We start from the raw sequence: 11,902 nt of genomic DNA on the forward strand, positions 1-11,902 counted from the left end.
CTCCTCACTCAGGCTTTACTAAAAATAATGCTTGACCGTACTCTACAAGCTCGCCGTCTTTAACTAACACTTCAACGATTTCACCGTTTACTTCTGCTTCAATTTCATTGAAAAGTTTCATTGCTTCAACGATACAAACGATTGAATCGCCAGTTACTTTATCGCCAGCTTTTACATATGCATCAGCGTCTGGTGATGGAGATTGATAGAAAGTTCCAACCATTGGAGAAGTGATTTTATGTAATCCTTCTGTATCTTGAGCTACAGCAGCAACTGGTGCAGCAGCTGGTGCTGGAGCAGCTTTTGGAGCTTCTACTGGTGCAGCAACTGGTGCTGGAGCAGCTTTTGGAGCTTCTACAGCTTTCACTTCTGGAGCTGCTGTTGGGTAAACAACTGTACCTACTTCTGTTTTCTTTAATTTAATTTTTGAACCCTCTTGTTCAAAAGAAAATTCACTAATGTTTGATTGATCAACTAATTTAATAATTTCACGAATTTCTTGTACTTTCATCTTGGCACTCCTTGTCTTGTTTTAATGTTTTGGTTGAGGCATCTTTTCAGTAACTCTCAACTACAGTCTGTCCGCACCGAAGAGAAAAAAACATCCTTAAAAGAAATTTACTCTGTCAAATTATATGCTATCCTCATAATAATTTTTTCATGAAACGTCCGCTAATAATGTAGACGCTTACTTCAAAAAAATTCTGAAGAATTCACATATTTTAATGGCTAGAGCGGATTACTATTAGTTCTTTAAAATTACAAGAATTAATACCTTACCTGTAGTATAACAGAGATTTCATTACTGTGGAATATTATTTTCAAATCAGTAAAAAAAAATTATTATCTAGCCCTTAACATCATACGATACAATCTACTGAAAATTCAATAATTAGTTTATCAAAAATACATAATTAACTTAAAAATCAGCAAACAACAAACCAAAATTAACCATATAATAATTAAAATAAATTTACAAATTATTGAATCCATAAACTCAAAAAACACCTCTAATATAACATTTGTAAAAATATTCAACTGAAAACTTCATATAAAAAGTAATCGCTTACATCATTTTCATTAAAATTCAAATAACTTTTTATCCTCCCTCTCTCTCATCCTTTATATTTCCTAATAAATTTCAAAAAAGTCCCTTTCTTTTATTACGAAAGGGACTAAAGCTTTACTCTTTTAATCTATAAAACTGTTGTGTATCAGATCATCCTATTTCTTTCCTTATTTCCCTACCTGGAATTCTACGGAAATATCGTTAGCCTCTTCTATTTCTCCTCGAACAAGGCGCATAATTTTATTTGCATCAGCTGCCGATTGCTCTTCAGCTTTTACCGTCACCTTCACATCGTCCCCATCTACACGTACAAGAGCCGCATCAAAATCTAGTGAAACAATCATTCCTTCTAAAATATTTTCCTTTACCTTAATCTCACTTAATTGTTCGACTGCTTCATAAGCAGCGTTTCTTTCCTCGGTACTTAGCTCTGTATTCCCCATTTTTTCTGTTAATTCTTGGCTTAATTTAGATCGTTCATCATCAATTTGCATACGTAAAGCGTCAAATGTATCGTCTCCAGAAGTAATCGCTACGGATGCTTCAGAATCTTTTTCCGCTTTCTCATCTGATTTTGTGTCTGACTTTGTATCTGATTGTTCTTCTTTCTTTGTGTCATTTGCATCAGGCTTCGCTACTGATTCTGATTCTGATTCCATTTCGTCTCCAACCATAGCATTTTCATTTTGCTCATTCTTTTGCTGTTCGGTTGTCGCTGCATTTTCTACACTTTCAGGAGATGTTAAATAATAGACAGATAATACGACGACAAGACTTAACATCGTTAATAACCATACTGTTTGTTTTTTCAATAACATAATTGTACACCCTCCTATTTTTTAGGCATTACAGATACGCGGTGGCTTGGTACATCTAAAGCACGAGTTACCGCCTCTACAATCCATTTTTTAATTTGGATATTTTCAGCACCCTTGGCAACAACTAATACACCGCTAACACTAGGCTTTTTCGTTTGTGCAACAATTGGACCCTCTTTATCACCATTTTTTATAATAACGAGCTGTTCATCAATCGAAGTATCTTCTACCGTTCGCTTCCCGCCTTCTTGATCAGCTTCTTCTGTCACCTGTTTTTGGGTTACTTTATTTCTTTCAAATTCTTTTTTCTCTGTTGCATCCACATAGATGACAACTTTCACATCACTGACACCCGCAATCATCTCCAGCGCTTCTTTCATCTCATTTTGTAAATACACCTCATACTCTCGTGTTGTTTTAAATTCTGATTCGTTTTTCTGACCAAATACTTCGGTGTCTTTTGTTGCTTCCTTATTGTTAAATACGGATTGAAGGTTCTCATTTTGTTCCGGTTGATTAGCCGTAAATAAATTACCGACCATCATAATCCCCATTCCAAGTAGAACGATGATAAAGACATATACATAGAGTGATGGCTTTTTATCCTTTTGATTTTTATGTTTGTTCAAAAATTGAGTGAGCCAGGATAATGGACCTTTTTCATTTTTCAATGGTTTAGTCCCTCCTTTCCCCGGCAATTTGAATCATTTCTTCATCAATGGACCAAGTATTTGCTAGGAATTGTTTCACATCTGCATAGCGTGCATCATCTGTCACAACAGCACGCTTTGTATCAATCTCTACCCTCGCAATGGCTTCAATGGTTTCATCCTCTTTTACTTCTGATAGGCTAATCGTAATATGCTGTAAATTCTCTGGTTCCGGTTTCTCTTCATCCTTAACAGTTACCTGAATATCCTGAATCTCCATTTGATACTTCTCCATCAGCTCCTCTTCTGCCTCTGCCTGTAATTGGACAGCCATTTGTTCTAAAATATATGCACTTTGGGCAGCTTGTATTTCTTTTTTCTTCGATTCTGTTAAATTTCCAAGTGACTGAGCCTCTCCCTGTTCAAATTGAATCGTCGCAGAGGCTAGAACATCGTCAAAATTTGTATGAAGTAAACGCAAAATTGGGGTAATAATAACCGCTATAAGCAGCAGCCCAATCACCATTTTTGAATACTTTTGCAGAGCTGAGTTCGGAAGAAGCATATCGATTACGGTCGCTAATAGAATAAAGATAATAATATTCGAGATCCAACTAGCTAAAAAATCCACGATATCTCCTCCTTTCTAACGAACCATGAGCGTAATATTCCCCGCAGCAATAATAACGGTAATACTTAAAAAAAACATAAGTGAAACAATCGCAAGCGCCGCAAAAATAAAGATGATACTTTTGCTAATAATACCGAGACAAGCAATAACCGGGCCTCCACCGAGCGGCTGCAGTAAACTCGCTGCTAACTTATAAATAAATGAAATCATTAAAATTTTAAGTGCAGGAAATGTGATAATCGCTAATAAAATAACAACTCCAGCCATTCCCACTGTATTTTTTAATAAGACCGATGCATTAATGACCGTATCTGTAGCATCGGTGAACATTCGGCCAACTACCGGAATAAAATTTCCTGTTATAAACTTAGCTGTCCGAATCGTCACGCCATCAGCTACAGCCGAAGAAGTTCCTTGTACGGAAATGACCCCCAGAAAAACCGTCATAAATGCACCGAGAATACCGATGGCAAAGTTTCGCAATAACTGGGCAAGCTGCGTCGCTTTATAATGATCGGTAAGTGTACTAACAATGCTTAAAATCGCCGAAAAAAATAAGAGCGGCAGCACGACATATTGAACTAAAATGCCGCTTGTATTCATCAAAAACATCAAAAGCGGGTGAAAAAAAGCGGCTGAAATCAGCCCTCCCGAAGTAGCAATTAGCGCAAGTAACAATGGGATAAGCGCCATTAGAAAGGAAGTCATCATGTTAATGGTCTCTTTCGTATATTCCATTGCTACATGAAAGCTATTTAACGCTAATATAATGAGCACCATATACACAATGGCATACGCGACTTTACTAATGGAGCTTTGTTCAAAAGCATTTTGTAAAGATTGCAAAAACATACTAAAGATTGTCAGCAAAAGAAGCGAACCAAGCAGCTTTCCATTTACAAGCAGCTCATGAAAGACAAACTTAGCAATGCCCTTAAACCACTCGCTAAAGGAAAATTGCTTCTCTCCGCTTACAAAATCCATAAAGCTGCCTTTTTGACTTTCTGGCAAAAAACCACCATACTCTGTAATTACGCTATCCCAAAAGGTTTTTAACTCTTCAAAGTCAATTCTCTCAAGTTGATCTTGTACTAAATCCGACTGCATAATTGGCTCTTGTTTCAATTCATCTTCTTCAGCAGCCTGTCCAACGGTCGTTTGAAAAAAAAGGAACAGCGTGTATACGACGATAAAAAAAAGATGCCGCTGCTTCATAACTTCACCTCATCGACTAGTAGAAATTGTTCATTAACTTGGGAGCATCTGTAAGATGGTTTCGATAATGACCGTTAAAATCGGAATGGCCATTGCTAAAATTAAAATTTTCCCGCTTAACTCAATTTTAGAAGCCAATGAGCCAAGGCCGGCATCTTTCGTAATCTGAGAGGCAAATTCAGCAATATAGGCAATGCCGATAATTTTAAGAATCGTTTCTAAGTAAACCGTATTTACATTTGCATTAATGGCCAGCTTTTCAAGCATCATAATAATTTCATAAATTTTGTCTGCTAAAAACAAGAAAATAGAACAGCCTACAAAAACAACTAATAAAAAAGCAAAATTCGGCTTTTGTTCTTTTACAACTAAAGCAAGAAAAGCAGCCACGAGAGCAATCCCAACAATCTTTATGATCTCAATGACGCATCCCCTCCTTTACTGGAACAAAAAGACCGATTTAATTTTTTGAAATAAATCTTCTACAATAGAGGCAACCATAAACAAAATATAAATAAAGCCGAATAAAGTAACCCACTGGGCATATTCTTTTTTTCCAACTTGATCAAGAATCGTATGCAAAAAGGCGACAACTAAGCCCACTCCTGCGATTTTAAAAATGATGTCTACTTCAATGCCCATCTTCCATTCCTCCCACTTCTGCTACATCAGCAAAATGATTAATAATAACCCTGATAAAAAACCAAGACTTTTCATCATTTTTTCGTACTTTCCTTGCAGGTCAACAGCTTCGCTCTCTTCACGTTCTAAATGAGCCATTGTCAGCATAATTTGCTTTTGCTGGTGGTACTTATCGCTTTTGCCTAACATTTCTCCAAATTGCGTAAGAATTTCATACTCTCCTTGCTTTAAAGAAAGAGCGCTCCACACTTCTGTTAAACTTTCATCCCATGCTTCTTTAACCGTTGTTTCCCCTTGATCAAGCCGTGTAGCAAACGCAGCAAACAAATGATTCAGCGGCTTCGGCAGCTGTTTTTGCAATTTTTGCGCTGCTTCTTTCAACGGGGTATGCCCGTACATAATTTCCGCTTCGAGTGATTGCAAAGCGACTTTTAGTTGCCGTAATTGCCGGGGTCTTGTACTTAATTTTCGGGCAGCCTCAAAACCAGCCCAAGTGGTAGCCATGATAATAATCGCTGCGCCTAACAACTTAAACATGAAGTCCAGCACCTGCCTTCACGTACAACTGTTGTCCTTTTTCATTCAAAATATGATAGCTCCGATTTCCTTTATCATCTCGTCTAATTTCAATAAAGCGTTCAAAAATATTTTGATCTAACAGATTCGCAATAAAGGGACGTTTTTGAACTTCTTGAAATGTATGACCATGCGTTGTAATAATGAGTTTAATCCCTGCATTTACTGCATCTAAAACAGCTGACGCATCTTCTTGTCTACCAATCTCGTCCACAACTAATATATCCGGTGACATCGACCGGATCATCATCATCATTCCTTCTGCTTTCGGACATCCGTCTAACACATCGACTCGAATCCCAAACTCTAACTGCGGTACACCATGAACGCAGCCGGCAATTTCAGAACGCTCATCGACAATTCCTACCTTTTTAGCAGGGATATTGAGCGGCTCATGTCCTGTAGACATAATTCTTGCAATATCACGAAGAATGGTCGTTTTTCCAGTTTGCGGTGCACCGATAATCAATGTATGATGCCATTGATCGTTATATATAGAAGGAATAAGCGATTCAGCGACACCAATCTTTTGCCGAGCAATACGAATATTGAATGAAGAAATATCACGAATTGCTTTTACTGTACCGTTTTCTAAAATAACCTTGCCCGCAAGACCAACACGATGTCCACCAGCAATTGTTATATAGCCGCGCTTCAATTCCTCTTCTAATGTATATAACGAAAACTGACTCAAATGACTTAATAATTGTTCCGCATCCCGTGCGCTTACTTCATAAGGAATAAAGTATGGCTGCCCTGCCACAGTTACTTCAATTGGTTTTCCAACACGAATGCGAACCTCTTCACTGCGCGACAAAATATCCGGTGGTACTCTAAGAAGCGGATCTTGAATTTTTTTAGGCAAAAGAGCAAGTACTGATTCCATCTAACGTTCCTCCTGTATCCACCATTTCCCTAATATGTATGCAAATCGCTTAGCATTCATGACAAGCTTTCGAAAAGTATGCTAGGCTAAGAGAGGAAAATAAACCGTGAGATAACAACACATCTAAACAGCAATGTAAAGAATAGCGAAAATCTTTTAAACTAAGAAGGGGTTTTATGGGAATCAGGTATATAGAAGATATTAATGAAGAAATGAATATTAATATTGTTGTGCATATGGATTTACAATCCAAAAGTGCGTGTAATCAGTTTAATCAGCAAGAAATTAAAAATAACGGACATACCGACTAATCCCATTATCATTGATGATAGATTTACTCATCTGCCAATCAAAGTAAACAAGTGGCTGAACCTTCTGCGGTTATTAAAAATAGTCTAATTGACCGCTGAATAATAAAGAAGAACCTTATGAGAATAAATTCACTATTCCCAAAGGTTCTTAATTTTTAATCTCTATTGTCTGTATTAGGCTTATAGTCTACTTCAACATGATTGAGCCCCTCTAATACTTCTTTAATTCTTTTAGATAAATTCTCTATCTCTACGGCTGTCAATTCTCCTGACGCTTCTTTAGGATTGAAACTATTTAATTTATTTGTTATAGCTTCAAGATATCCGTTAAATACTTTATCATGCGTAATCAATATTTCACCAATAGCGGTATAAACAATAAAACCCTCTATATTACCCATATCAAGATTCTCGTTAAAGGCCCTAGCAATAGCATATCTATTTCCTCTATTTTTATTTAAATACTCTTGATAATCCTCCTGGATAACTTCAAATAATTCATTATAAGTAAAGTGCTCCATCAAAAAACCTCCGATAATTAGTTATTTATGGTTTTATTCTATTCCCATTATTATGAATAACCTCTAAATCAATCTTTATAGCCGGTGATTTCACCTGTAAAGGTTTTTACTTCTCCATTCTAAAGCTCATCCTTTTCTTTCATTTTTCTATTTATGTATAAAAAAGACCTTAACAACAAACTGTTAAGGCCTACTAAAGATTTCAACTTTGAAAATATAATATACTAATTCCCGCCCCACTAGACCTTTGATCATACCACTGCGTGATTTTCCCCCACTCAAACACATTTTCCGATAAGATTCCCTCAGGATAGCCTATTTGTTCTGTTAACCATTCTCCATGTTGAGATAGTTTTTCTTCGTAGTCCCATTCGTTAATGGATGGATCACTAACCTTTAATCTTATTCCTTGTATATTATTATTTTCAAATAAAATTCTAACAGCAAACTTTTTATTCCCCAATTGTATAGGTTTTAAAGATCCCACTGTCGCTTTACCATTTTGTCTTTTCCTCACCTCAAGACTAGTATTTATGGTTAGAAATTTTTCAAAAACAGTCAATTTGGTATCTTTACTAACTTCAATACCTTCTACTACCAATTTTCCTTCTTTTAAATTACTCATTAGCAAATCCCCATTTCTATTGAACTCCCCCCATCTACTCATTGGGCTATGTCCCCATTCCTTGAGGTGGAGTCTTCTGTCGAGAAATGATAAATCAGCAGTTTCTATCGCCTCATTAATTTCATCTTTGGTTAATTTAGAATTATCTAATTTAATAACATGAGGGTCTTCTGAAATCTCTACAAAAGTCTTACAAATAGTTTCGTGCATGTATTTTTCCTTTTTTATAGAATAGATAAGGATTTGCATCAAGGGCATGATTCGCGGCGTTCATTCCTTTGGCTGAGGAACCTTTTTACATTACCTATTGTTTATCGCTACGAGCTTGTACAGTCTCTCTTGTTTGTTAACTATACCATGATGATACTACCTTCATGGGTTATGAATTTCATGTACGCATTATTCATGTTGGCCAAAGTATAAATTTCCCGAAAAAAACACCTGATGCCCTAAAAAGCAATCAGGTGTTTTATAGCTAGTTATATAAATTAATTCGTTACTAGTCCTATCTTTAAACCAACGAGCATGTTAATTTCCTTAGCAGAACATGGTTATATAACTCCATGATGGCACAACCTTCATGAGTTATGAATTCAAATCTTAGCATACCTTTAACTGTGAACAATTTAAAAGTTATTATTTTTTACCTCTTCAAACCACTCATCAGCAATATGCCCCGCCGTTTTAATATCATCATTCGTATATACTAAATCATATTTGTACTCAGCTTTGAAATTGCCACTCTTAACATCATATATTAATTTCATCTCCGTTGGCATGTCTCTTTCATATTCTTTGCACAGTACTTTTACTTTTTCGATATCTTCACATATTATGCGCAATACCATAAACTGGCGTTCTCTAGACACATCATATCTTTCGTCCCCATCCTCCAATGCATCATTCACTTTATGACATTTTACATACTTATTATTAATCAAATAAAAGAATCTACCCGAAATAATACCTTCTTCACATGAAGCGTAAACATACACCTTATCCGCTCTATCTTCAACGTACTCCATACATATAGATATCATATCCGCTTGCAATTCACTAAATCTATCTTCAAATTCTTTCATACTACATTCTCACTCCTTAGATTAATTTTCAATAACTTCAAAGCCCAGCTCACCATCAATAGAATAATTAACTATAAACTTCTTTGGACGCATATCATTTCCGGAATAAATTATTTCAACATCAACTGTTACTTCTTTGGGAGGTGTTTCTTTCAAAGCTGTAGCCCATTCTTCTTCAATCTTCTTATACTGCTTCAAATTAACATCAGATAATTGCGATACCAAATTGTCAATTTTAGGTGAGCCTCCAAATCTATCACCTGCCAAATGGCCTGCATGGTCCTGACCTTTTACTTTACCTGGTGTATTTTTGCTGTGTGACAACCTTTCTGTTCTTGTTGTTAACTGTAAGTTTTCTGTTTCAAATTTTACAACCCTACCTACACTATCTGTTTCATAAAAGTAATCATACTCTCCTGTTTTATACCTAATATCAGGCTTTAACCTATTTTTTCTTCCGTTTGTAAACTGTTCTCCTGCTCCAACTAATGTTTTAACGCCATTTGCTCCAGCAACACCATTTACCATCCCCGTATCAATCGTATTCCCCGAACTCTTTTTCACCGCAAACTTCTGAACAAGATCCTTGATTTGCGTTTTATCCACCCCAACATGGACAAATCTCGTTCCGTTGCTGGCAAGTAATTGTTCGGCTTTGATACCGGTTGGAACCTTTACTTTTCCGAGTTCTCTACCGATTGCCTTGGCTGTGGATGTTCCTGACTTTCCAACATTTTTTAGTGTGTCATAGCCGGCTCTTCCCATATCCTTAAGAATCGTTTGAGCGTGTTGGACTTGCTGTTGTATGTATGCCTTGCTGTATGGGAAGTTCGTTCCTGCTTTGTCTACAAGCTTCGCTGCCCCCGCAACCCCAACAATCCCCAGTGCCGTCAATAGACTATTCTGTCTCTGTTCATCCGTCAGCTCATTCCCAAACATATCCTTACCAAGCATCGCTTCGCTTAGTCCGTTGGCCGAGACTAAACCGTAGATGCCCATCTCGCTTTTTTGTAAAATAGATAGAGACTTGGATGTTTTGTAGGCATCGAGAGCGGTGCTCGCGGCATCCAATCCTTTAGCTGTTGAATAGATTGCTTTTCCGCCTTTGAACGCTCTTCCAGCCCAGCCGACGACGGGGATAAAGCCTGCTGCGGCCATAGCTCCGGCTGTGATTCGTTCAGCTTCGGATAGTTTTCGGCCTGTTACGGGATCAACACCTTCTACGGCTCTCTTAGTATCATAATAGCCGGTGATTTCACCTGTAAAGGTTTTTGTTGCCTCCCACGCTTTTTCGTACCAGGGGCGATTTTCCTGGGCTTCGATTTCTTTGGCCAGCTCTCTTGCTTCATGCTGATCTTTTTTGAAGGTTAAATATTGATTTGTTTGCTTCGCTACATCGTCTTTCAGCTGATAGATTTCACTCGTCTTATACGTGTTAGCATTAAAGTAGAGAGGAGATATGTTCTCGCCCTTTCTGGTCGCCTCTATCAATTGGTTGAACAGAGCATAGACATACGTTTCTGTTTGTTCAGATAGCGCATATTCCGTCGTTAAATCTTCATCTAGCTTATTGACTTTTTGAATCGTTTCGTTGCGTTCTTTTTCGGCCTCGTTGATGTTTTCATCGAATTCTTCCTTAGAGAACACCTGGAGGGAAATTAAATCTTCAATGTCGTTAAAGATTTGCTGGAGATCTTCTTGTTGCTGGGTGACCATTTCTTTCGCTAACTGATTGGATTGGGACAAATTTTCTTCTAGGAAAGGTACTTTTACAACGGTGTCTCCTGATAGTTGAACATCTTCTGTCATTCCTTGAATGCCTTCGAAAAAAGCCACTTGTTGATCAATAAGCAGAATCCATACGTCAACTACATCGATTTGTGCTTCATAAAATCCTTTGATGGCTTCTGCTCCGTTGCCGAGAAAATTCCCATTATCTACAATCTTAGCAAACTCTATTTTTAATTGCTGAAATTGCTCTTTTAATGCTTTATATTGCTTGGCACGTTCTTCAACAGAATGAACCAACGTGTCGGCTTCATATATCTTCATTTCCATTGTTCATAAAGCCCCTTTACATTATTTAACGATCGCTTCATCTTGTTTTTTCAAAATGTCTACATTCGCATGTGTATCTTCCACGTTTTTTTGAACGGCCTGCATATACTGTATAACCATTTTTTGTAGATTCTCTTCTCTTTGAAGCCATTCTTTTGTAAATGTAAGCTGATTCTGTCCAAGTTCTGTTTCAGAAGGACTCGGGAGATGTAATTCACTAAGCTTCTTTTTCACATCATTTAATTGTTGAATCACTTCTGAATAATCCAGTTTGATATTTTGCATTAAAACAGCCTCCCTTTCAAATCACTGATTTTACTTTCTAACTCATCGAATACTTCTTCTCCTTTCCCTATCAATTGACTCGCTTCATTGGCCAATCCGCTTGCGAAATCTAAAACGCTTCGTTCTATCTGTAATAGATTGATTTTATTTTCAATACTTTGCACGTAGTCATCATAATCATCATTGATGATGGTGACCATCGCTGTATGGGCTTTCTCTCTAGAATTATCAAAAGAATTTGAGCGGCTCCCCATCCATAAAGCACCTAGTTGAGGTTCTAGAATTTTCGGAATTTCTTGCAAACTGATATATTGCTCTTCCTTTATTTTCTGTTTCGCTTGCTCTAACCGGGAAATTTTTTCATCTATAGCTGCCGATTGACTGGAAATCTCATTGTAAATTTGATTAAGTGTATCTGAAAAACTCATATTTACACCTCCTGGAAAGTGAAACTTCCATCAGTGGGGGAAGAACGTAAAGGCATTCTTTAAAATAAGACGAGTTGAGAGAAGGCTTAATCCTTCCCTCAACTC

16 protein-coding genes are annotated in these 11,902 nt (G+C 37.1%); 1 reads left to right on the top strand and 15 read right to left on the bottom strand.

What is annotated here, in order from left to right:
- Positions 1-4: 4 nt before the first annotated feature.
- From accB to spoIIIAA, 9 genes are all read right to left on the bottom strand, one after another.
- Positions 5-511, bottom strand: coding sequence for an acetyl-CoA carboxylase biotin carboxyl carrier protein (accB, locus tag ACE199_RS05610; protein ID WP_375348911.1), 507 nt, complete (start codon positions 509-511; stop codon positions 5-7).
- A 725-nt stretch (positions 512-1,236) separates the two neighbouring features.
- Entirely contained in the window at positions 1,237-1,887 is a 651-nt protein-coding gene (locus ACE199_RS05615) for a SpoIIIAH-like family protein (RefSeq protein WP_127761292.1), read from the bottom strand.
- Positions 1,888-1,901: 14 nt separating this feature from the next.
- A complete protein-coding gene (gene spoIIIAG, locus ACE199_RS05620; RefSeq protein ID WP_375348912.1) occupies positions 1,902-2,558 on the bottom strand; it encodes a stage III sporulation protein AG in 657 nt (218 codons plus the stop codon).
- 4 nt (positions 2,559-2,562) lie between these two features.
- Positions 2,563-3,168, bottom strand: coding sequence for a stage III sporulation protein AF (spoIIIAF, locus tag ACE199_RS05625; RefSeq protein WP_375348913.1), 606 nt, complete (start codon positions 3,166-3,168; stop codon positions 2,563-2,565).
- Positions 3,169-3,183: 15 nt separating this feature from the next.
- Positions 3,184-4,383 (bottom strand): stage III sporulation protein AE, encoded by a 1,200-nt coding sequence (gene spoIIIAE, locus ACE199_RS05630; RefSeq protein WP_375348914.1) that lies wholly within the window; start codon positions 4,381-4,383, stop codon positions 3,184-3,186.
- 33 nt (positions 4,384-4,416) lie between these two features.
- Positions 4,417-4,806, bottom strand: a complete 390-nt coding sequence (spoIIIAD, locus tag ACE199_RS05635) for a stage III sporulation protein AD (protein ID WP_257467714.1) — start codon at positions 4,804-4,806, stop codon at positions 4,417-4,419.
- A gap of 15 nt (positions 4,807-4,821) precedes the next feature.
- Positions 4,822-5,025 (bottom strand): stage III sporulation protein AC, encoded by a 204-nt coding sequence (spoIIIAC, locus tag ACE199_RS05640; RefSeq protein ID WP_110927473.1) that lies wholly within the window; start codon positions 5,023-5,025, stop codon positions 4,822-4,824.
- Between the two features lie 21 nt (positions 5,026-5,046).
- Complete coding sequence (gene spoIIIAB / locus ACE199_RS05645; RefSeq protein WP_375348915.1) at positions 5,047-5,562, bottom strand: stage III sporulation protein SpoIIIAB; 516 nt, start codon at positions 5,560-5,562, stop codon at positions 5,047-5,049.
- Positions 5,555-6,487 (bottom strand): stage III sporulation protein AA, encoded by a 933-nt coding sequence (gene spoIIIAA / locus ACE199_RS05650; RefSeq protein WP_375348916.1) that lies wholly within the window; start codon positions 6,485-6,487, stop codon positions 5,555-5,557. Before spoIIIAA ends, spoIIIAB begins: the two co-directional genes overlap by 8 nt.
- 176 nt (positions 6,488-6,663) lie before the next feature.
- On the opposite strand from spoIIIAA, the gene ACE199_RS05655 reads away from it, so the two are divergent.
- Entirely contained in the window at positions 6,664-6,798 is a 135-nt protein-coding gene (locus ACE199_RS05655; RefSeq protein WP_375348917.1) for a hypothetical protein, read from the top strand.
- A gap of 155 nt (positions 6,799-6,953) precedes the next feature.
- On the opposite strand, the gene ACE199_RS05660 is transcribed toward ACE199_RS05655, so the two are convergent.
- The 6 genes from ACE199_RS05660 to ACE199_RS05685 all read right to left on the bottom strand — a co-directional run bounded on the left by ACE199_RS05660 (position 6,954) and on the right by ACE199_RS05685 (position 11,797).
- Positions 6,954-7,319, bottom strand: a complete 366-nt coding sequence (locus ACE199_RS05660) for an Imm3 family immunity protein (protein ID WP_375348918.1) — start codon at positions 7,317-7,319, stop codon at positions 6,954-6,956.
- Positions 7,320-7,521: 202 nt separating this feature from the next.
- A complete protein-coding gene (locus ACE199_RS05665; RefSeq protein ID WP_375348919.1) occupies positions 7,522-8,154 on the bottom strand; it encodes a hypothetical protein in 633 nt (210 codons plus the stop codon).
- Between the two features lie 416 nt (positions 8,155-8,570).
- Entirely contained in the window at positions 8,571-9,026 is a 456-nt protein-coding gene (locus ACE199_RS05670) for a DUF600 domain-containing protein (RefSeq protein ID WP_375348920.1), read from the bottom strand.
- 21 nt (positions 9,027-9,047) lie between these two features.
- Positions 9,048-11,084: a T7SS effector LXG polymorphic toxin gene (locus tag ACE199_RS05675; protein WP_375348921.1), complete on the bottom strand. Its 2,037-nt coding sequence runs from the start codon at positions 11,082-11,084 to the stop codon at positions 9,048-9,050.
- A gap of 21 nt (positions 11,085-11,105) precedes the next feature.
- Positions 11,106-11,369, bottom strand: coding sequence for a YwqI/YxiC family protein (locus ACE199_RS05680; RefSeq protein ID WP_375348922.1), 264 nt, complete (start codon positions 11,367-11,369; stop codon positions 11,106-11,108).
- A complete protein-coding gene (locus tag ACE199_RS05685) occupies positions 11,369-11,797 on the bottom strand; it encodes a YwqH-like family protein (RefSeq protein WP_375348923.1) in 429 nt (142 codons plus the stop codon). The genes ACE199_RS05680 and ACE199_RS05685 overlap by 1 nt, the downstream gene beginning before the upstream one ends.
- Positions 11,798-11,902 lie beyond the last annotated feature (105 nt).

The organism is Peribacillus sp. Hz7 (assembly GCF_042136355.1).
Lineage (GTDB): Bacteria > Bacillota > Bacilli > Bacillales > DSM-1321 > Peribacillus > Peribacillus asahii_A.

Excerpts from the sequence above, each read along its gene's own strand:
- accB (WP_375348911.1), bottom strand. The coding sequence starts at position 511 with ATGAAAGTACAAGAAATTCGTGAAATTATTAAATTAGTTGATCAATCA.
- ACE199_RS05615 (WP_127761292.1), bottom strand. The coding sequence starts at position 1,887 with ATGTTATTGAAAAAACAAACAGTATGGTTATTAACGATGTTAAGTCTT.
- spoIIIAE (WP_375348914.1), bottom strand. The coding sequence starts at position 4,383 with ATGAAGCAGCGGCATCTTTTTTTTATCGTCGTATACACGCTGTTCCTT.
- spoIIIAC (WP_110927473.1), bottom strand. The coding sequence starts at position 5,025 with ATGGGCATTGAAGTAGACATCATTTTTAAAATCGCAGGAGTGGGCTTA.
- spoIIIAB (WP_375348915.1), bottom strand. The coding sequence starts at position 5,562 with ATGTTTAAGTTGTTAGGCGCAGCGATTATTATCATGGCTACCACTTGG.
- spoIIIAA (WP_375348916.1), bottom strand. The coding sequence starts at position 6,487 with ATGGAATCAGTACTTGCTCTTTTGCCTAAAAAAATTCAAGATCCGCTT.
- ACE199_RS05655 (WP_375348917.1), top strand. The coding sequence starts at position 6,664 with ATGGGAATCAGGTATATAGAAGATATTAATGAAGAAATGAATATTAAT.
- ACE199_RS05660 (WP_375348918.1), bottom strand. The coding sequence starts at position 7,319 with ATGGAGCACTTTACTTATAATGAATTATTTGAAGTTATCCAGGAGGAT.
- ACE199_RS05665 (WP_375348919.1), bottom strand. The coding sequence starts at position 8,154 with ATGCACGAAACTATTTGTAAGACTTTTGTAGAGATTTCAGAAGACCCT.
- ACE199_RS05670 (WP_375348920.1), bottom strand. The coding sequence starts at position 9,026 with ATGAAAGAATTTGAAGATAGATTTAGTGAATTGCAAGCGGATATGATA.
- ACE199_RS05675 (WP_375348921.1), bottom strand. The coding sequence starts at position 11,084 with ATGGAAATGAAGATATATGAAGCCGACACGTTGGTTCATTCTGTTGAA.
- ACE199_RS05680 (WP_375348922.1), bottom strand. The coding sequence starts at position 11,369 with ATGCAAAATATCAAACTGGATTATTCAGAAGTGATTCAACAATTAAAT.
- ACE199_RS05685 (WP_375348923.1), bottom strand. The coding sequence starts at position 11,797 with ATGAGTTTTTCAGATACACTTAATCAAATTTACAATGAGATTTCCAGT.